Origin of the sequence: Treponema sp. JC4 (assembly GCF_000260795.1) — a bacterium.
Lineage (GTDB): Bacteria > Spirochaetota > Spirochaetia > Treponematales > Treponemataceae > Treponema_D.
Genome location: NZ_AJGU01000038.1, coordinates 1 through 19627, shown reverse-complemented (window position 1 = coordinate 19627; position 19627 = coordinate 1). Strand labels below are relative to the sequence as shown.

Here is a 19627-nt window from a genome sequence, read left to right as displayed (position 1 = left end):
CTGATTGGAAAGAAATGCCTTAGCAAAAGAAAAGTAAGAATCATCCGCCCTATACCCCTTCACGATATCAAAACCAGATAAATCAGGAAGAAAATTATTTGTAAGATGATATAGTCCCTGTCGCATAATTGGCAAATCAAGGTCAAACTTACGGTTATTAGCAAGAATCGCAAGCCAGTGAAGCGTACAAAATTGCGAATCCTGCAAATCCAGAATTTTTAATCCGTCACTTTCAATTTCATAGCAATTTGCAAAACCGTCATCAAAACTAGGACAAGCCCACTCCTTTGCAAGTTCAAGGTTTTGAGTACAATAAAAACCCTGCCCATAATCGTTATAAGCCTTCCCAGCTCCAAAAAGAGGTTTTCCAACTATTTTCTGCGAACCATGATATAAAGTGACTAGTCCCATAAAAAAAAGACTACTTCTAAAGAAGTAGTCTTGTCAAGAAAAAAGATTTTATTTAAATTTCTGTATTAGAATCTATCAATTCCTCTGTCACCAAAATTGAAACAAATTCCAAGATATATTCTCAAAGAAGAAACTGTTTCATCAAAGGTTTCTACCCCTGTTAATGTCACATCATAATATTTATAATAATAATTAAATGTTCCGAATCCTCTGCCTACATTAAATGCAAATCCTAAATCTACTCCTAAATGAAATCCGGTTTTATTTAAAAACCAATATCTAGCACCACCATTTAAATCAAATAAAACTGAATAATCAAATATTGATTTTATTGCTGTTTCAGATGCGGTAAATGATCTCCAATTCATTGCCAGAGCAGGTCTTAAAAATATTGAAAAATTAGTCTCAAACGTAAAACGAAATACAGGGCCTATACCTAAACCGATTTTTGATCCGCTACCTTTTATATCGACCGTGTAATTACTTATTTTATGAAAAAAATCCACATTCCAAAATATTCCTAATCCTGCATCAAATGTACTTGCGCGTTCTCCATAAAAAAATGAAATATCATGCTCCATACCAAAAGAATTTAATTGCTTAAATCTTTCACTAAAAGATTCTCTTGATTCCACATTCGTAATATTCACAGGAATTCCATAACCATTTAATGCAATTTCAACATTTGCAAATAAATAATTTGAAATAAGAATGGATAATATAAGGATTAATTTTTTTTTCATAAATTCCTCCAAAAACCTATTCTGGTAACAATTACCTATATGAAAGATTATAACCCATTTAGGTTATATTTAGCAAATTTAAAACCTGAATTGGTAATAATTTTCTTATGAGTCCATTTTGGAAAAATGTAAATGAAGAATTGCAGTATCAAGGGATGAATATAAAGACTCTTTCCCAACTAACAGGCATTCCATATACAACGATTACCAACGGGAAGAATCGTCCAGACAGCATACCTTCAGCTGATGTAGCAATAAAAATTGCCACTGTTTTAAATAAATCTCTTGAACGTTTACTTGGAGAAGATGGAAATATAAAATCTGAAACAAATACTACTAGAGATAGAAACTCATATAATTTACTACTTTATAAAAAATACGAGCAACTTATTCTAAATCTAGAGAAATGTAGTGAAAAAACACAGGATTCCTTCTTTCGCCTAGCACAATCTATTTGTGATAATTAAGAATTGGAGTACATAATCATCAATTTGAAATGTACGATTATCCCGTACACTTCAAATGTCCGATATATTCGGACACTTCAGTTGTCCTATAAATTCGGACATCTGAGTTGTACGCTTATATCGTACAACTCAGTCCGTGACAAAACGTCACGAAGTCATCTTACGCGTTCCCAAACAACGCCTCAGCGTCCTCAGTTTCCATTACCGAAATCTTTGCTGTCACCTTAGGTTCAGCCGCATCTACCTCTGTAAAAAGCTCGCAGATGTATCTGTAAACATGATTTTCTTCATCGCGGAAGTCTTCTCTTACCTTCATCTGAACAGTTGTGCCGTTTTTAAAGTAATCAACGTCAGCCTTGAACTCCATAACGCTCAAAATAAAACCAGGAAGCGGAGTGCGGCCTTTTTCAGTATTGGTAATACCAGTCAAAGCAGAAATACCCTGAGCAAGGAACTCAAATCCAGCCCAGCTAGGAACGCCGTCAGCATCAGCTTCATAGAAAATGCAGTCCGGAGTAATATCAGTTTCTGCTGTCAAAGTGTGATTGTCAGTGTCATGGGCAGTAGAACGGCTCAAAAGGAACATCTTACCGCGATGAGGCAGCATCAATTCCAAATCATCATGATCCAAAAACTGCGGAATAATTTTTACCTTATCTGTCATAAATTTCTCCTAAATTAATTGCAGCAACTTCTGCAAAGCAGAAGTTAAGCAAAGGTTCGGTTCATTGCCACTTTTAGAAGCATTTTTAACCTTTGCACACCTCCGACAAAGCCGCAAAGCTTCCTGTCGAATAAACCTTTCCTTCCACCTTAGCATCGCCCATAGTAAAAGAAACAAGTCCCTTTTCCTTCTTGTAAGTCATCTCAAGATTAATCAAAGTGTCAGGCTTAATAGGAGCCGAAAACTTCATGCGTTTAATAGTTGGCACATAACGCTGAGTCTTAAAATACTTCTTAGAAAAACGAGTGATAATTTCAAACTGAGCTACAGCCGGTAACAGCTTGTACTGCGGAAAATGTCCGTCAAAAAAATCACAGGAAGCCGGAATCACAAATTCCAGAACAATATTATTTCCTTCCTGCAAAACAATCTTTTCATTAACAATGTCATGTTGATTATTCATATTTATCCTTTAGTCCTTAAAAAGAAAAAACCGGCTGCATAAAATCTACACATCCGGTTTTTGAAAAAAATGCAGTTTTCCCCGCGCTTAGTTCATGTAAGGAACAAGAGCGTCAACTACATCCTGAACAGTCTTAACAGATTTGAAAATTGAAGGGTCAACATTTCCCTTATCAGCAGGCATAAATTCCTTCATTTTTACAATCAAGTCAATTGAGTCGATTGAATCCAAATCAAGATCGTCACCAAGAAGAGCATCCGGAGTAACATCGCCCTCATCAAGTTCAAATTCATTTACAAGAATATTCTTGAGTTTGTCAAAAATTTCGTCTTTAGACATTTCTAACTCCTGTGAGAGGCGGCCGGTCAGAGCCGCCGGTGTTTTATAGCAAAGCAGCAATTTTTTAGCTTTACCTTTTTAAATCCTTAACAGTTTATTATAGAAGAGAAAAAAAGTCTATAAGTTTCAGTTTCAGGAATTTGGGCGAGTCGTAACACCCAGTCGCAACTCCGGGTTCGCTATCCGCTCATTCCTCCGCTGCGCTCCGGAACGGCTTCGCCGCCCTGCGTTTCTCCCGCCAGATGCCCCCTGAAAATGAAAATCCCCCTTTCTCAGATATCTGTGCTATAATCATTCTATGTTCAACGAATACCTGACGCATATTCCTTTCTATGAAGAACTCACTCAGCCACAAAAAGATTTGCTGGCACAAAATCTTGCCGAACAAAAACTCAGCGCCGGGCAAATCGTTTCTTCAGATTCTACTTCATGTAAGGGCTTTGTACTTGTTATGGAAGGCCAGCTTTCTGTCAGTATGATATCTCAGGACGGCCGCGAAGCAGAACTTTTTACTCTTACCAAAAAAGAAATGTGTATTTTTTCAGCATCCTGTCTCTTTTTGCCGTCAACTTTTCATGTTCAGATAACAGCCCTGACAGACAGCAGGATTCTTGTAATTCCATCTCCCATAATTGCAAAACTCAGAGAGAATAATATCCATGTTGAACTTTTTGCCTACAAAACCATGACAGCCCGCTTTGCAAACGTAATGGCCGCTACCGAAGAAATCCTTTTTGTACCGGTAGAAAAACGCCTTGCAAAATATCTTGCCGCCGCCCAGTCCCCGATAAAAATCACCCAGGAAGAACTGGCCCGCAAGCTCGGCACCGCCCGCGAAGTCATCTCCCGCCTTCTATCCTCCCTGCGCCGCGAAGGCATTATAAAAACCCAGCGTGGGGAAATACGTGTTTTGGATGCTAAAAAATTAGAATTGAAGATGTAAAGAACATAATAAGTCATTTTAGATAAACTGGCGGAGGGTTGGACTATGCTTCACGACCGCAAGCCACTTTGTAACAAAAGCTTTTATAATGTATTTAATCTAAAACGATACTGCATTTTTAGGACAAACTTCCACGCATTTTCCGCAGCGAAGACAATCACTTTCCTTGACAATTCCACCTTTATACTGTGCCGGATGCAGCTTCATCGGGCAGGCCCGCGCGCACTTACCGCAGGAAATACATTTTTCCGTAACAGTAATTGGAGACGGATGCTTCCTCAGGCGGGAAATCAAAGCCGCCGCACTTCCCATCGGACAGAAAGAACACCAGGCTCTTTCATTCCAGATAAAGCTGAAAACAATTCCCACAAGAGTAGTCACAACAATCATGCGGTAAAATACAAAACCAATTCCCGCAAGATTTCCCCAGTTTTTCCTGATTCCCAGAGCAAACATAGTCATCATAAAGGCAAAAACTGCCAGGCGGAAAGGAATGCTCTTAAAAAAACGTGGAACAGGACGTTTTGCAGCGATTTTTCTCATCAGACGGTCAAAAAAGTTACCGCGGGGACAGAGATTCCCGCACCAGAAACGGCCCGCAAAAAGGGAAATCACAATAGGACTGAGCATACAGAAAATTGCCGCCAGCGCAAATCGAAAATCAAAAAGACTGGCCACAATCATTGCCAGTAAAACAAGAAACGAATACTTCTTCCAAAAACTAAAAATTGCTTTCATACTGCCGATTTTACGCCTCAGCCGCCGTTTTGTATGTGACAAAATCACAAAAAAAGTCGCAGGATTTGCAATTTTTGTCTGAATTAGTTAATTTATTGATTAAAAATGAGCAAATTTACTTCAACAAAATTTTTCGGCCTTTTTATGGCCGCAGTCAGCGTTTTCTTCTGGGGAATCACCTTTGTCTGCACAAAATATCTCTTAAATGATTTTTCTGCACTGGAAATTCTTTTTATCCGCTTTGTAATCGCCTACTTCGGCCTCTGGCTCATGCGTCCAAAATGGGAAAAAATCAGCTGGCACGACAATATTTACTTTGCCCTGGCTGGCCTTTCCGGCGTCGTAATCTACCAGTTTTCAGAAAACATCGCCATTGATTACACCTCAGCTTCTAACGTCAGCGTCATCGTTTCAACCTGCCCAATGTTTACAGCCATCATTTCTCAGATTTTCCTCAAGCAGAAGCACATCACAGCCCGCTTCGTCCTGGGCTTTGTAATTGCAATTTTCGGAATCATCCTGGTCAGCGTAAACGGCCGCGACAAACTGTCTCTCAATCCCGCCGGAGACATGCTGGCCCTTCTTGCTTCTGTCTGCTGGGGCTTTTATTCTCTTTTCGTTTCGATTATAAACGGCAAAAAATACGATGCAATCTGTTCCACAAGACGCGTTTTCTTTTTCGCAGTAATCCTGATGATTCCCCTTCTTATGGCCGGCGGCCGCACCGAAAGCACAAAAGTAATCCTTTCTTCCGCAGCCAACGCCGCCCGTTTTTCAAATCCTATGAACTGGATTAATCTTCTCTTCCTGGGCCTTGTAGCCTCCGGCTTCTGCTTCGCCGCCTGGAACAAAGCCTGCCACATCATCGGCACTGTAAAAGTCAGCGCCGGCATCTACCTTATCCCCGTAGTCACCATCGTCTTCGCCTTCTTCGCCCTTGGCGAACAAATTACCCTTATGGGTGCTGCCGGCGCAGCGATCACAATTGCAGGTCTGTTTATAAGTGAGCGTTAGCGATGTGCAGGGCGCGAAGCGGCCACTGGACTGAGGGAGTGAGCATAGCGAACGAACGAGGGAAGCGGCTGAAACGATAGTGGAACCCGAAACGTAGCGACCGGCACGGCCGCAGGACGTGCCGGGAACGCCCTACTTCATCAATTCATAAAACAACACGCTTGAAGCCTGGGCAACATTCAGGCTGTCAACAAGGCTTTCTTTTACTCCGTCTTTCATGCCGCCCCAGGGAATAATCACCAGTTCATCACAGTTTGAACGCACTGTTTCGCTGATTCCGTGCTCTTCGTTTCCAAGCACTAGGAGAACCGGCTTTTTACCGCCGTCAGAAATCTTTTTAAGCTCGCTAACCTGCTTTCGTGCCTTCAAATCAGTGCCTACGCGAACCATTTTGCCCGCAAGAGCTTCCAAAAGCCGGGCAGAAGAACGAACCGAATAAATATTTACGTATTCCATTCCGCCCTCAGCAACGCGGTAAGACGAAGTTGTAATAGAAGACTGAGCCTCATCAAGCGGAATAATGATGTTTGTGATTCCAAAAAAAACCGCACTTCGCACAATAGCACCAAAATTAGCAGCATTACCAATTCTATCAAGAAGAACCGCATTTTCGCCGTTAGCAACCCAGCTGTCAGTAATATCCGAATCAAGCGGCTGAATGTCCGGCATATCAATCATGGCAACAACACCCTGATGATGAACAGTTCCGCTCAGTTTTTCCAGGTCAGCAGCCGGCTTCTGATTATAAATTCCGTGATTCTGTGCCAGCTTTTTGCAAAGTCCGCCAAACTTAGGCGCAACTTCTTCCGTAAAAAAAAGTCTCTTTATCTTTTCCGGATGATTTTTTTCCAGTTTTTTTACTGTGGCAAATCCGCAAACTGCAAGTTCGTTATTTTTCTTGTTCTTCATAGCGGCTATTATAACATAAATTTCAGGCCAGTCTCCACACCTAGTCGCCTTCCGGGCTCCCCTACGGTCGGTGCTTCAGCAGAAAACTGCTTCCGCACGCGCTCCGCGCCCCTCCACGCTCGGGCCTGGGAAATATTACAATCGGAAATATTTTTTAACTATTAATAGAACCATTTTAGACTAGCCTCAAAGAAACCAAGTATTTCTCCATATTCGCTTGAGATTTCCCCATTTTCTTTTTTTATATCATATGGATTTTTGCATGTCATTGTTTCTTCCTGAAAAGTCAATGGACTGCAATAATAAAGTTTAGAAATATAACATGTTCCAAGCCCAGAAAAGATAATTGTTAATTTCATCTGTAGTAATCCACAATCCATATCTACATACATTTTTTTGCCTTCTGTAGTAATTACTATATCCGATGTTGGTTCTCTGCCAAAAATGTCATTAATAGTTTTATCTGTTCCAAATGCCATTTCAGACAATAAAATTAATGATTTTCCCATATCATCAGGAATTTTGCCCTTTACACCGTTTCCAAAAACAGAAGAAAGAAGAAAGTTTACCAAAAAAATAAAGAAAATCTTTTTTCTCATACTATCCTCCTAGATTTTAATTCAATAGTGTTTAATAAATTGATGATATAAATTTATAACATCAATTTATTGTTGCTAAAATAATTCTAACTCAAGATATTAACGTTGTCAAATTTATTACATCAAAATATTGATAGTATTAAATTATGGGTTTTAAGGAACGTTTAAGGGAAGAAATTGAATATCGTGGATTGCTAATAAAAGAGATTTCTGCCGCAGTTGGTATTAGCAACAGCACTTTTCTTTCTTATATAGATGCTAGAGGCGTTCTTCCTAATGTTGAAACAGCTGTAAAAATAGCAAAATATCTTGGTGTGACGGTCGAATATCTTGTCGATGGAAATTCTGAAAAATCAGAATTTCAAGAACTTCCTTTTCATTCCGAAAAAAAGAAACTTTCAGAATTTTTTGATAAACTTTCTTCACATGATAAAAGTATTCTTTTGAAAATAGCTAATGCAATGACAGAATAAAAACTTACAATAATTAATTCTTTTGAAGTCGCAATTTGCGACTTCAAGTTTTAAACATTCTGCAAAACAGACGAAATCAACCTTGAATCCAAAAGTTCAAAGGCAAAACACTTCTTCCCTAAATCTTTTAGCGAGGCTCCTATGTGATAAAGCAGGTTATTATCTATAATCAAAAATCTGTCATGCATTTTACTTGTGTAATTGAGCGTCAAAGTTGGATACTGCGAATTGAACTTCTGAATGTCCTGCTGTGTTATTTTTGTTTTGGGGTCAGTATAGATTGTAACCGACACACCTTTATTTTTCTTTGATAGTCGCTCCAAAACAGATAAATCTACATAATTATCAATCAAAATGATTTCTTTTGTTGCCTGTGCAAGAAAACTTTCAAATTTGACATAAGCATCAAAAATCTGCCCCTGAAAGAAAATCCCCTGAGTTTCGTCGATTTTGTATTTATCCATAAGGGTAAAAAGGTCATCAATACGCTTATCTGCTTCAATTTGATGACTTTTAATAGATACAATCTCATCAAATAATTGAATATTGTTTTGTAGAAAGTGACGCATAGAAACGAATGCATTCATGATCTGAATACTCACCTGTATTGCAGTTTCACTTTTTAGAACCCCGGATAACATCCCAACGCCCTGTTCCGTAAACGCATACGGAGGACGACGCAATCCCATTTTATCAGAATTGGAAGTCACAAAATGTGACCTCCAATTTCCATATTCATAATCATTTAGTTGAAACATAAAGTTTTCAGGAAATCTTTCAACATTTCTTTTTACCGCCTGATTTAAAACTTTTGTCTCCACGCCATACAGTTCTGCCAAATCCCTGTCCAGAATCACCTGCTGCTCACGAATAACAAGAATCTTTGTACGAATATCTTTTCCTACGTCCATTTTTTTACCTCATAATAATATAGCCGCCGACATCAAAAAATCGGAATTATTCTGACAATTTTTTTTAAGAACTATATTATTATGATTGGTAATTCAGGACATACAAAGTTGCCTGTTCATATCCTACAAAATGAATTCCATCATTCTTTCTTTGGTTTTCATGCCCATTTTTTCGTAAAAATGCTCTGCGCCAGTGTTTCCAGCCCATACGTTAAGAGTAACTTCATAGCAGCCGATTTTTCTGGCCTGTTCCTTAACGTATTCAAAAAGCTGCTCACCGATATGCTGACCTCGGCAGGTCGAATCTACACACAAGTCATCAATAAACATAGATTTAAAAGGAATCATATTATTTGAAAAAGGCTGCTGCTGAATCTGGCAGAAGGCATAACCTATAACCGAATCCTCGTCATCGACTGCAACGTAAATCGGCTTTTCCTGGTCATTAAGAAGGCCCTTCAACTCTTCCGGAGTATATTTTGTCGTACCCGGAATAAAAATATCCGGTCTTATTTTTGCATGAAGCTCCAGAACCTGCTGAAGTAAGTTGATGATTTTCTCCGAATCTTTTGGCTGTGCATCTCTGATTTTCATAAAGTTATTATGCACTTAAATATCGTTTTGTGCTATATTCTTCCTATGATTCGTAATTCCGGACATGCAGATTTGCCTCTTCACACGGGAACTGTTCCCCGCTGGCTTGCCGACCGCATGATGGTCATGGGCACTCTGATTGTAGAATCGCTCGTTCAGAATTACGGCCCTGATGAAGTTCTTGTCCGCCTTTCTGATCCACTCTGGTTTCAGTCTTTCGGTGCCGTTATGGGTATGGACTGGCACAGTTCCGGAATTACCACAAGCGTTCTCTATGCGCTAAAACGCGGACTAAATCCCCGGGCAAAGGAGCTTGGCATTTACGTTTGCGGCGGCCGCGGAAAATATTCCCGCATGACCCCCGACGAGCTTCTTGGCATTTCCGAGCGAGAAGGTCTCAACGGAGATTCTCTTGTGCGTAACAGTAAACTCGTTGCCAAGGTCGATAACAACGCCCTTCAGGACGGCTTCCAGCTTTATCAGCACAATTTTATTCTGACCAAAAGCGGCAACTGGACGGTCGTTCAGCAGGGAATGAACTCCGCCACAAAAACTGCTCGCCGCTATCACTGGTCTTCAGCCGGTCTCCGCTCCTTTGTAGAAAATCCTCACACCGGCGTAGTTGGTGAAAATCGCGGCCAGATTCTGAACCTTACCGACACCGCCGCCCAGAAAACCCGCTCATCAATCCTCGAACTTTCCCAGGAAAATCCCGACCGCATCATCAAAGAAATCCAGCAGATTGGTAAACCTGCTAGTGAGATGCTGTATCTAGGGGCATTTAACCGTCAGCGGGCGGCAAAGCCGACCGGTGATGTTGCCGTTACGAAAACTAGCACTGGTGATTCGATTACGATGGCAACAGTGGGGAAACCCCGTAACGCCCCCGCTCTCCAATCAGAGCTCTTCGACAACTTTCCGCCGCTCTCGTCTGAAATTCCAAAGCACGTTCAGATTCAAACTTCCGGCCGTTCACTTATCATGCCTGCCCACCACGACGTTCGTGCAGAAGACGTAGACCTTAAACGACTGGGCGGAGTTCTTGCCACCGCCTACGAAAATCAACCTCAGGATTTTGAATCCTTATTACTGACCCCTGGTCTTGGCCCCCGCACCCTGCAGTCACTCACTCTTGTCAGCGAAGTTATTTACGGAACTCCTTCGCGCTTTACAGATCCTGCAAGATTTTCTTTTGCTCACGGTGGAAAAGACGGTCACCCATTCCCCGTTCCCCTTAAAATCTATGATGAATCAATCAAAATACTGCGTGACAGCATAGAAAAATCAAAGCTCGGCTACCGCGAAAAATCAGACTGCATCCGCCGCCTGCACCAGACCGCACTTAATATAGAAAAACACTGCGCTCCTCAGGTAGACTTCGATGCCGCCATCGCATACGAACGCGAACACTCTCCCGACTGGGACGGAAAATGTGTATAATTTAGGAAATATATGAACAAGAAAACAATTTTTTTAGAAGGCTTCCGGGACGGAATTCCAATCGGACTGGGATATTTTGCCGTATCATTTTCACTTGGAATTGTTGCAAGAAACGCCGGACTCAATGCAATTCAAGGCTTTTTTGCAAGCTTTTTCTGCGTTGCTTCTGCCGGTGAATACGCACTCTTCACCTCAATTCAGTCGGCCGCAACCTTTTTAGAAATCGCAATCATCACTCTGGTAGTAAATGCCCGCTACCTTCTTATGAGCTGTTCCTTAAGCCAGAAGTTCTCCCCAGACGCAGGCCTTTTGTCTCGTCTTCTTGTAGGCTTTGGCGTAACAGACGAAATTTTTGGCATCTCCTTTGGTCGCCGCGGTCAGCTGGAACCTTTCTATAATTACGGTGCCATCGCCGTTGCAGTACCTCTCTGGAGCATCGGAACTTCCCTTGGAATTATCGCTGGAAACTTCCTGCCAGTCCGCGTAGTCAGCGCCCTTTCGGTTGCCCTTTACGGCATGTTCCTTGCAATCATAATTCCGCCTGCAAAACGCAGTCTTACAATTGCTGTAGCCGTAACCGTAAGTTTTGCAGCAAGCTACGCCTGCACACTTATTCCTTTTGTAAAAGAATTGTCAGGAGGCACAAGAACCATCATCCTCACCATCCTGATTTCCGCAATCTGTGCAATTTTAAAACCGCTTCCACAGGAGACAGAAAATGAATAAAAACCTCTACATCGCCCTCGCAGTTTTTACCGCAGCCGCAGTTTCCTATATAATCCGCGTTCTGCCCCTTACGCTTATCCGTAAGCCAATCAAAAACCGCTTTATCCGCTCTTTTTTGTATTACGTGCCTTACGTTACCCTCGCAATCATGACCTTCCCGGCCATCGTTCAGGCAACCCAATCCCCAGTTGCAGGTATTGCCGCTCTCGCTATAGGAATTATCCTTTCCCTCTTTGGCGCTGGCCTATTCCCCGTAGCCTGCGTTTGTTGTGCCGTTGTTTTTGTGATTGAGATGTTTATTTGATGAAAAACTAGTTTTTTCCCCAGTTTTCCAGCATAAGTGAACAGTTTTCTGCAAAAATCTCGAAATCCTTTGTATTTTGAGTTACCAAAATCATATTATTTGCAATTGCAATAGAAGCGATTTGAGTATCCAAAATTGGTGTTGGCTTTCCAATTGCAAGTAATTTTGAAACTATATCAGCGTTGATATGAGCTGCGCTAGTGTCAAAAGGAATAATCTCAAAGGAAGGTTGAACATAATCCATCAAAAATGACATCAGATTTTCCTTGCGTTTTCCCTCTGGAAGAATTCCAACACCTTTTAATAATTCAAACCATGTTATAGAACTAATGGCACAGCTTCCATGATGAAATTCCAGATTTGTAATCAGTGACTCATCAGGTTCTGGTTTAGTGACTTCAGAAATAACGCATGTATCAAGAAGGTATATATTTTTCAAAATACACCTCCAGTGGAATAAAGTTCTTTATCTCTTGAAAGAGCTTTTTCAAATTCCTTAGCATCATTTGCTGAGATACCGCCTGTTTTTCTTTTCCATTTATTTACCTGTTCAATAAAAGATGGCTTATATTCTCTTTTCAATCGATTATATTCATCAATACTAATAATTACTGCAGATGTTCGACCATGCTTGGTAATTTCAACAACTTCGCCTTTTTCTGCAATCGTTACATATTCACTAAATTTTGCTTTTACATCAAATAATGCTGCTGTCATAATCACCTCCTGCTATATCTATAGTATATAGTCATAATATAGTCATATATTTCCAATGTCAAGAAAATTTGTACACACTCATTTTTCATCGTATAATTTATTTCAGAGGCAACTTATGTGTAAAAATTGTGGAAAACCAATACCGGAAGGCACTATTTATAGAGATTCAACCTGCCCAAGCTGCGGCGCAGACTTACATTCCTGTATCAACTGCAAATTCTATGCCCCGGGCAGCCACTACGACTGCCACGAAACTATAGAAGAACCCGTGCGCGACAAGGACCGCTCAAACTTCTGCGACTTCTTTAAGCCCGCGGTAATAGGCACTGACGCCGGCCTGGCAGGCGGCACTGACAAAGCCCAGAAGGCCCGCGACGCCTTCAACGCACTATTTTCATAAACAAATTCACCTTACAAAAATTTGTCCTGCCCCCAAATTCGTCGTATAATTACATTTATGAGCGATTTTATCCTTTCTAATCTAATGTGGTTCTGGCTGGGAGCCTTCATCGTTTTTGTAATTATCGAAGCGGCAACCCAGGCCCTGACTACTATTTGGGCTGCGATTGCGGCTTTTTTGATGATTTTTCTTTCAAAAACTAATATGCCCCTTCGCTGGCAGATTTTGCTTTTCCTTATCATCACAATTCTGCTGATTGTTTTTACGCGACCCTTTGCCATCAAAAAGCTAAAGCTTGGTAAGGACAAAATGAACGTAAACGCCCTCGAAGGCCAGGAAATTCTTATCACAAAGAAAATTACTCAGTTTGAAAAGGGCGAAGGCAAGGCCAAAAACGGCGTTATCTGGAGCGTTACTTCGGCAGATGGTTCGGAAATTGCCGAAAATACAGTTTGTATTGTGCAAAAAGTTAACGGAAACACACTGGAAGTTTCTGCAAAATAAAAAAGAGGTGATTTTATGTTTTATGTAATTATTGGAATTCTTGTTGTTTTATTGATTTTGATTTTAAAAAATGTCCGCCTGGTTTCTCAGTCGGAAGCAAAGGTTATCGAGCGACTTGGCGCATACGCAAACACCTGGGGCGTTGGAATTCATGTAAAGCTTCCATTTATTGACCGCATTGCAAACACCGTGAGCCTTAAGGAAAAGGTTTTTGATTTTCCTCCTCAGCCGGTAATCACAAAAGATAACGTTACAATGATGATTGATACCGTTGTTTATTTTCAGATTACTGATCCAAAACTCTATACCTATGGCGTTGAGCGCCCTATAAACGCGCTGGAAAACCTTAGCGCAACAACCCTCCGAAACATCATCGGTGAGCTGGAACTTGACCAGACTTTGACCAGCCGCGATGTAATCAATACAAAAATGCGCTCTATTCTTGACGAAGCAACAGACCCTTGGGGCATCAAAGTAAACCGCGTTGAAGTAAAGAACATCGAACCGCCAAGCGCAATCCGCGAGGCAATGGAAAAACAGATGCGTGCCGAACGCGAACGCCGTGAACAAATTTTGATTGCCGAAGGTCACAAGCAGGCTGCAATCCTTGAGGCTGAAGGTAAAAAGCAGTCTATGATTCTGGAAGCCGAAGCACAGAAAGAAGCTGCAGTTCAGAAGGCTCGTGGTGAAGCTCAGGCAATTCTTGAAGTTCAGAAGGCAACCGCCGAAGGTATTGCAATGATTCGCGAAGCAAAGGCTGATGAAGCCGTTATCAAAATGCGCAGTCTTGAAGCTCTAGAAAAAGTAGCCGATGGACAGGCTACAAAAATTATAATTCCATCGGATATTCAAAATCTTGGTGGATTTGTTACTAGCATTAAAGAATTAGCGAAATAAACAATACAACAAAAAAAATAGCCTGATTAACTCAGGCTATTTTTTTAACAAAAACATTTATTAAACCTTAAACTGATCAACCTGGTCACCCATAGACCTAATTGAAGCTTCCATTTTTCCGGAAATATCAGAAAGATTGGCACTTGTCATATTGATGTGCTTAGCACCTTCTGACATTTCGTCCATGCCCTGTTTCATGCTGTAAGTTGCATCCTGCAGATGCTTGATTTCACTAAGAATTGCCTTATTTCCCTCAGCCATTTCAAGCGATGCAGTCTTAACTTCAGAAGAGCTGTCGTTCATATTGTGCAGCGCTTCGCTGATCTGTTTAGAACCTTCTTCCTGCTCCTGCATTGAATTAGAAATTTCCTGAACCAGATTATCAGTATTTTTAATTCCCACAGAAATCTCGCTTAAAGCCTTCTTAGCATCCTGAGAAGAACTTACAATCTCTTCAATTCCGTGTGTAATCTTTGTAAGCTGATCACCGATAGTTTTAGACTGAGCCGATGAGGTTTCACTCAGCTTTCTGATTTCGTCTGCAACAACGCTGAATCCCTTACCAGCTTCGCCGGCATGTGCTGCCTCGATTGCCGCATTCATTGCAAGAAGATTTGTCTGTTCTGCAATATCAGAAATTACAGTATTTGCGTCCTGCAAAGCCTTAGACTCAGATTCAATCATCTCAATTTTATTATTTACATCATCCTGCTTCTGAACACCAACAATTGCACGCGCTTCAAGAGTAGAGAATTCATGAGCCATTCTCTGAACAGAATTATTAACCGAATTGATGTTTCCAATCATCTGCTCAACAGCCGCAGAAGCCTGCACAACCGAAGAAGCCTGAGATTCAATCATCTTATTCAAAGAATCGATATTAGAAGCAATCTGATTTACCGCACCCGCAGTCTCATTTACGCTGCCAGTCTGGGTTGCAATAGTTGTACCAATGCTTTCAATATTTGCAGTAATTTCTGTAACCGACGATGCCGTATCGCTAATGCTTGATTGTAAGGTTTCACCTGCATATACAAGCTCATCCTTAGAAGCCTTCATTGTAGAAATGATTTCCTGCAGTTTCTGGCTGAAAAGATTAAAACCTTCAACTACACGACCAACTTCATTATTCAGCTTCAAATCAATTCGTTTAGTCAAATCCGCATTACCGGTAGCAATTTCCAGAATTGCATTTTCTACATTTTTGAGCGGTTTAAGGGCTCTGTAAACAGTCAAAGAAGCAATAACGATGATAAAGATAACAAGAACCGCAGCAACAATAATCATGATTTTTGCAACATTATGTGCCAGAGCAGTAACTTTAGCTCCATCAAGCAAAATTGCCAGAGACCATTTTGTTCTTGAAATAGGAGTGTAAACACAGAGGATTTCGCCCTCTTTTGATTCAACCCACAAAGAATCACTAATTCCGATAAAGGTATCGCTTGTAATCTGCTCTTTTATTTGGTCACACTGAGGACTGCTATTAAAGATATTCATTACATACTCTTCGCCAACAATGTTAATATCAGAACCATTTCCTGCACGAAGCACACCGGCTCCAAGACCTTCAAGGGCAATATCTTCAAGAAGTGCTGTAATATTTTCAATCTGAATTACACCGCAGAAAAATCCAACTGTATGACCGTTTGCTTTTGCAGCTTTACAAACATGAACAATTGTCTGACCGGTTGATTTAGATGTAGTAGGGTCATCGATATAAACATCCTTTCCCATCTGCATGATTGCCTGCCAGTAATCACGGTCTTTAATTCCTACTTTACTTCCTTTATCAGAATAGAAAATTGCATCTGCATCACTGTAACCAATATAGTCAAAAACCTCAGGACGATGATCTGTATGACTTCTCATCCAGTTTACAATCTGGTCAGCATCTTCAGTTGCAATTACATCTGCTTCTGTGTAATAGCTCAAATATGCCAGATATTCATCAATTGTATGGCGGATACCGTCTGCATATTCTTTGGTAACTTCTACATAGCGGTCAACGGTAGAATGACGTAAAGCTGGTCGCACGTATCCTTCAATCAAACCAATGGTTTCCAGGACGTTGAGAAGAATTGTGGTAATACCAATAATAAGGGTGATTTTTACGAAAAGGTGACCTTTTGACTTGCCATTCACCTTTGTCTTTACCGCTTTTTCCTTCTTTGGCTTTTTTGCCTTCTTTTCCTTAGTAACATTTTCAGCAGAATCTGACATATTTTCACGAACTCCTAATTTTTTCATTTCATGTTTATAGAATATATTTTATACTAAATAAGTAGAAACTCAACTTTAAAGTTTTTCGACAAAGAAGTTATTTTTCTTTAAATTATTAAAAATTTAATTATGAATAATATAGAAGATTTTACAAAAGTATTTTCTCAGAATTCCATTAATCTCAATCTGCTTGGAAAAGCGTTAAAAGCCTGGTCACTGGAAAATTACTGCGCAAATCTAAGTAAAGATAAATTCGTCGGTGATATCGTTTATTTTGATAATGGTGAAACAAAAATCCTTTCAAGCTTTCAGGATTTAAAACCGCCTTTCACTTTTACGGGCTTCCACAAATGGTGGGCAGATTCCATGATTTTATCTAACTCTGCCCTCTACCGTAAATTCAACAGCATTGAGTATTTATTAAATGAATATTCCTTAGGCAACACAAAAATTGACTTCATTTACAACACCCAGCTTCTGGATGGTAGTTTCAGTAATGTTCGTCAGGTTTCTTATCTTACAAAGGCTGATAATTCTGATGATATTCTTATGTTCACCATGCTCATGCCTATTCCTGACCGCCAGCTTAAGGATGCAGATTTTAAATTCAATAAATCCCTGATCCAGACACTTTCTTCCGACTTTGAAGCGGTTTTCTACGCAGACCTTAAAAACGACACAATTTCTACAATCCGTCTTACTCCGGAGTTCCAGAGACGAAATCAGAAAATAAATGATGTTGTAGTTTATTCTGCCTTCTGTAAATATTTTGTTTCCAATATTTTAAGAGATGATTATGAATCTACCCTTCTTGCTCTGAACAAAAAAAATGTTTACCGCGAGTTTTATTCAAAAAATATTTTTTCTATAAATTACCGTATTCCGGATGATGAAGGGGTAAATTCTCACTATCAGATAAAGCTTGTAAAAACCCAGGAATGGGAAAGCAGAAATTCCTTCATTCTTGGTATTCATAACATTGATGAAGAAAACAAAAAGAACCTTGAACAGCTTGAAAGAGTACAGCGCCAGACGGAATTGAACCTTCAGCTTAACGCCGTTATCAACACAATGTCTGATGATTACACAAGTATCTTTTACATTGAGTTTGATAAAGACCGCGTATTCGAATATAGAACCAGCAGCTTTTACAGAAGAATGCAGCCGATTTCTTCAGATTTGTATGTTTCAATTCCAAAATTTATGGACATTCTGCGCCACATAACTTTGTCAAAAATTGATCCGGATAATCAGGAAAAAATCCTGAAACTTCTGTCGGCATCAAAAATCAAAGCAACCCTGGCTAACAATCCTTTCTATTATTATGATTTTAAAATCAACATGCCGGAAGGTGAAACCTGGTATCAGATGAAAATTGTACGTGATACAAGATTTCACAATGAGCTGAATGTCGTGCTTGGTTACCGCAACATCGATAAACAGCGCCGTAAGGAAATTGAACAGCAGCAGGCGCTTGAGGAAGCAAAAATAAAAGCGGAAGCAGCAAACAAAGCAAAATCAACCTTCCTCTTTAATATGTCGCATGATATCCGAACGCCTATGAATGCCATCATCGGATATTCCTCAATGGCAGAAAAATATCTGCAGGATCCGGAAAAAGTTCAGGATTGTCTTGAAAAAGTAAAGATGAGCAGTGAGCATCTGCTGAAACTGATTAACGACGTTCTAGATATGGCCCGAATTGAAAACGGAAAAATTACCCTTGAAGAAAAGCCTATCAACCTGCGCGAAAGTATTAATAAGATTGTCGAAATGGAATCTGTTAATGCCAGCATGAATCAGCTTGATCTGGATGTTACTTTCAAGAATTTGGAAAACGAATTTGTTATTGCTGATGAATTCCGCCTGAGTCAAATTTTCTTAAACATCGTTGGTAACTCACTTAAGTACACAAAAGCCGGCGGTAAAATTCATATTACAATTTCAGAACTTCCAAGTAAGGATTCCGGAAGTGCAGCCTATGAATTCATAATTGAAGATACCGGTATCGGAATGAAGCAGGAATTTATTTCGCATATTTTTGAAATGTTCTCCCGTGAACGAAATATGACTGATACAGGAATTCAGGGAACTGGACTTGGAATGGCCATTGTAAAAAATCTTGTTGACCTGATGGGCGGAACAATAAATATCGAGAGCCAGGTAGACAAGGGAACAAAGGTTACCTTCCACTTTAATTTCAAAATTCAAAATCAGCAGCAGATTAAACAGACGACAGGACCTGTTAAAAAGAAGAGCAAAATTAATCTTAAAAATAAACGCGTTCTTCTGGTTGAAGATAACGAACTCAACCGCGAAATTGCAAGGGACATTCTTGAAGATGAAGGCCTGATTGTTGATGAAGCAGTAAACGGAGCAGTAGCAATTTCTCAGGTTCAGAAATCAGAAAATAATCCATACGATTTTATTCTTATGGATGTTCAGATGCCTTACATGGACGGTTATGAAGCAACCCGTCTTATCAGAAAAATGAAGAACAAAAATCTGGCTAATCTCCCGATTATTGCAATGACCGCCAACGCCTTTGAAGAAGATAAAAAACGAGCATTGGAAAGCGGTATGAACGCTCATCTTTCAAAGCCTATTCACCGCGACGTTCTTTTTGAAACAATTTCACAATTTTTCGGTTAAAGCTCTATACGATACTTTTGTATAGAATAGATTATTCTTCCTCTTCATCCGCAGAAACAATAATATTCTTACCCTTTGTCTTTCCTTCATAAAGTTTTTCTTCAGCATCCATGAGCATTTCAGTCCATTCGACTCCACTCTGATAGCTGCTTAAACCGCCGGTAATAGTAACCTTAAATTTCTTACCGTTCTGCACAAAAAGCTGCTCTGCAATATTTTCGCGAATCTGGTTTGCTGTAGTCTCTGCCGATTTTTTATCTGCCTGATACAAAACAAGGAATTCTCCGTCTCCCCATCTGAAAACCTTATCTCTTGCGGTAACTCCCTTTTGGATAATCTCTGAAGTAATTCTCAATACCTCATCACCAGCATCGTGGCCAAAAGTTTCATTAATCAGCTTAAAATCATCCAGATCAAAAATCATGATAGAAAAGCTTTCTTTTGAATTCACAGCCTGATCCATAAAATCCTTTATGTAATTTTTCAGGCTTCCTCT

General features: G+C 40.1%; 25 protein-coding genes. 11 read left to right on the top strand and 14 right to left on the bottom strand.

The window, feature by feature from the left end; genetic code table 11:
• Both MSI_RS11335 and MSI_RS11330 read right to left on the bottom strand, forming a co-directional pair.
• On the bottom strand, positions 1–411 hold a 411-nt coding region (locus tag MSI_RS11335), incomplete at its 3' end, for a DUF3990 domain-containing protein (RefSeq protein ID WP_039924775.1).
• 65 nt (positions 412–476) lie between these two features.
• Positions 477–1154 (bottom strand): hypothetical protein, encoded by a 678-nt coding sequence (locus MSI_RS11330; RefSeq protein WP_009107085.1) that lies wholly within the window; start codon positions 1152–1154, stop codon positions 477–479.
• A 107-nt stretch (positions 1155–1261) separates the two neighbouring features.
• Here MSI_RS11330 and MSI_RS11325 point away from each other — a divergent pair, with 107 nt between their 5' ends.
• On the top strand, positions 1262–1621 hold the full coding sequence (locus MSI_RS11325) for a helix-turn-helix domain-containing protein (protein ID WP_009107083.1): 360 nt from the start codon (positions 1262–1264) through the stop codon (positions 1619–1621).
• A 160-nt stretch (positions 1622–1781) separates the two neighbouring features.
• Here the strand turns inward: MSI_RS11325 and MSI_RS11320 are convergent, their stop codons facing one another.
• From MSI_RS11320 to MSI_RS11310, 3 genes are all read right to left on the bottom strand, one after another.
• Entirely contained in the window at positions 1782–2285 is a 504-nt protein-coding gene (locus tag MSI_RS11320; protein WP_009107081.1) for a putative 3-hydroxylacyl-(acyl carrier protein) dehydratase, read from the bottom strand.
• Positions 2286–2370: 85 nt separating this feature from the next.
• Positions 2371–2748: a 3-hydroxymyristoyl-ACP dehydratase gene (locus MSI_RS11315; protein WP_009107078.1), complete on the bottom strand. Its 378-nt coding sequence runs from the start codon at positions 2746–2748 to the stop codon at positions 2371–2373.
• A gap of 87 nt (positions 2749–2835) precedes the next feature.
• Positions 2836–3087 carry an acyl carrier protein gene (locus MSI_RS11310; protein ID WP_009107077.1) on the bottom strand — a complete coding sequence of 84 codons (252 nt, stop codon included), beginning with the start codon at positions 3085–3087 and terminating at the stop codon, positions 2836–2838.
• A 298-nt stretch (positions 3088–3385) separates the two neighbouring features.
• Here MSI_RS11310 and MSI_RS11305 point away from each other — a divergent pair, with 298 nt between their 5' ends.
• Positions 3386–4030 carry a Crp/Fnr family transcriptional regulator gene (locus tag MSI_RS11305; RefSeq protein WP_009107074.1) on the top strand — a complete coding sequence of 215 codons (645 nt, stop codon included), beginning with the start codon at positions 3386–3388 and terminating at the stop codon, positions 4028–4030.
• Positions 4031–4129: 99 nt separating this feature from the next.
• Here MSI_RS11305 and MSI_RS11300 read toward each other — a convergent pair whose 3' ends face one another.
• Entirely contained in the window at positions 4130–4768 is a 639-nt protein-coding gene (locus tag MSI_RS11300) for a 4Fe-4S binding protein (protein ID WP_039924770.1), read from the bottom strand.
• 105 nt (positions 4769–4873) lie between these two features.
• On the opposite strand from MSI_RS11300, the gene MSI_RS11295 reads away from it, so the two are divergent.
• Entirely contained in the window at positions 4874–5782 is a 909-nt protein-coding gene (locus MSI_RS11295; protein ID WP_009107069.1) for a DMT family transporter, read from the top strand.
• A gap of 132 nt (positions 5783–5914) precedes the next feature.
• Here the strand turns inward: MSI_RS11295 and MSI_RS11290 are convergent, their stop codons facing one another.
• Positions 5915–6691 (bottom strand): RNA methyltransferase, encoded by a 777-nt coding sequence (locus MSI_RS11290; RefSeq protein WP_009107067.1) that lies wholly within the window; start codon positions 6689–6691, stop codon positions 5915–5917.
• Positions 6692–6852: 161 nt separating this feature from the next.
• The gene (locus tag MSI_RS11285; RefSeq protein WP_009107066.1) at positions 6853–7290 is read right to left on the bottom strand and encodes a hypothetical protein; all 438 of its coding nucleotides are present in this window, start codon (positions 7288–7290) and stop codon (positions 6853–6855) included.
• 146 nt (positions 7291–7436) lie between these two features.
• Here MSI_RS11285 and MSI_RS11280 point away from each other — a divergent pair, with 146 nt between their 5' ends.
• Entirely contained in the window at positions 7437–7763 is a 327-nt protein-coding gene (locus MSI_RS11280) for a helix-turn-helix domain-containing protein (RefSeq protein ID WP_009107065.1), read from the top strand.
• Between the two features lie 50 nt (positions 7764–7813).
• On the opposite strand, the gene MSI_RS11275 is transcribed toward MSI_RS11280, so the two are convergent.
• Complete coding sequence (locus MSI_RS11275; protein ID WP_009107064.1) at positions 7814–8674, bottom strand: ORF6N domain-containing protein; 861 nt, start codon at positions 8672–8674, stop codon at positions 7814–7816.
• 123 nt (positions 8675–8797) lie between these two features.
• On the bottom strand, positions 8798–9268 hold the full coding sequence (locus MSI_RS11270) for a GNAT family N-acetyltransferase (protein ID WP_009107062.1): 471 nt from the start codon (positions 9266–9268) through the stop codon (positions 8798–8800).
• Between the two features lie 45 nt (positions 9269–9313).
• On the opposite strand from MSI_RS11270, the gene MSI_RS14135 reads away from it, so the two are divergent.
• The 3 genes from MSI_RS14135 to MSI_RS11255 are packed head-to-tail and all read left to right on the top strand — an operon-like array spanning position 9314 to position 11738.
• A complete protein-coding gene (locus MSI_RS14135; RefSeq protein ID WP_081481385.1) occupies positions 9314–10708 on the top strand; it encodes a DUF763 domain-containing protein in 1395 nt (464 codons plus the stop codon).
• A 12-nt stretch (positions 10709–10720) separates the two neighbouring features.
• Positions 10721–11434 carry an AzlC family ABC transporter permease gene (locus MSI_RS11260; RefSeq protein WP_009107059.1) on the top strand — a complete coding sequence of 238 codons (714 nt, stop codon included), beginning with the start codon at positions 10721–10723 and terminating at the stop codon, positions 11432–11434.
• Complete coding sequence (locus tag MSI_RS11255; RefSeq protein WP_009107057.1) at positions 11427–11738, top strand: AzlD domain-containing protein; 312 nt, start codon at positions 11427–11429, stop codon at positions 11736–11738. Before MSI_RS11260 ends, MSI_RS11255 begins: the two co-directional genes overlap by 8 nt.
• 7 nt (positions 11739–11745) lie before the next feature.
• Here the strand turns inward: MSI_RS11255 and MSI_RS11250 are convergent, their stop codons facing one another.
• Both MSI_RS11250 and MSI_RS11245 read right to left on the bottom strand, forming a co-directional pair.
• Complete coding sequence (locus tag MSI_RS11250) at positions 11746–12177, bottom strand: type II toxin-antitoxin system VapC family toxin (RefSeq protein WP_009107055.1); 432 nt, start codon at positions 12175–12177, stop codon at positions 11746–11748.
• Positions 12174–12455 carry a type II toxin-antitoxin system Phd/YefM family antitoxin gene (locus MSI_RS11245; protein ID WP_009107053.1) on the bottom strand — a complete coding sequence of 94 codons (282 nt, stop codon included), beginning with the start codon at positions 12453–12455 and terminating at the stop codon, positions 12174–12176. Before MSI_RS11245 ends, MSI_RS11250 begins: the two co-directional genes overlap by 4 nt.
• Before the next feature lie 115 nt (positions 12456–12570).
• Between MSI_RS11245 and MSI_RS11240 the strand changes: the two genes are divergently transcribed.
• The 3 genes from MSI_RS11240 to MSI_RS11230 are packed head-to-tail and all read left to right on the top strand — an operon-like array spanning position 12571 to position 14256.
• Positions 12571–12855, top strand: coding sequence for a hypothetical protein (locus MSI_RS11240; RefSeq protein WP_009107051.1), 285 nt, complete (start codon positions 12571–12573; stop codon positions 12853–12855).
• A 57-nt stretch (positions 12856–12912) separates the two neighbouring features.
• Positions 12913–13359, top strand: coding sequence for an NfeD family protein (locus MSI_RS11235; RefSeq protein ID WP_009107049.1), 447 nt, complete (start codon positions 12913–12915; stop codon positions 13357–13359).
• A gap of 15 nt (positions 13360–13374) precedes the next feature.
• Positions 13375–14256, top strand: coding sequence for an SPFH domain-containing protein (locus MSI_RS11230; RefSeq protein WP_009107047.1), 882 nt, complete (start codon positions 13375–13377; stop codon positions 14254–14256).
• A gap of 60 nt (positions 14257–14316) precedes the next feature.
• Here the strand turns inward: MSI_RS11230 and MSI_RS11225 are convergent, their stop codons facing one another.
• Positions 14317–16506 (bottom strand): methyl-accepting chemotaxis protein, encoded by a 2190-nt coding sequence (locus MSI_RS11225; RefSeq protein ID WP_081481384.1) that lies wholly within the window; start codon positions 16504–16506, stop codon positions 14317–14319.
• 102 nt (positions 16507–16608) lie between these two features.
• On the opposite strand from MSI_RS11225, the gene MSI_RS14130 reads away from it, so the two are divergent.
• A complete protein-coding gene (locus MSI_RS14130) occupies positions 16609–19131 on the top strand; it encodes a hybrid sensor histidine kinase/response regulator (protein WP_050983936.1) in 2523 nt (840 codons plus the stop codon).
• A gap of 31 nt (positions 19132–19162) precedes the next feature.
• On the opposite strand, the gene MSI_RS11215 is transcribed toward MSI_RS14130, so the two are convergent.
• A partial coding sequence (locus MSI_RS11215) for a GGDEF domain-containing protein (RefSeq protein ID WP_039924765.1) occupies positions 19163–19627 on the bottom strand: 465 nt, incomplete at its 5' end.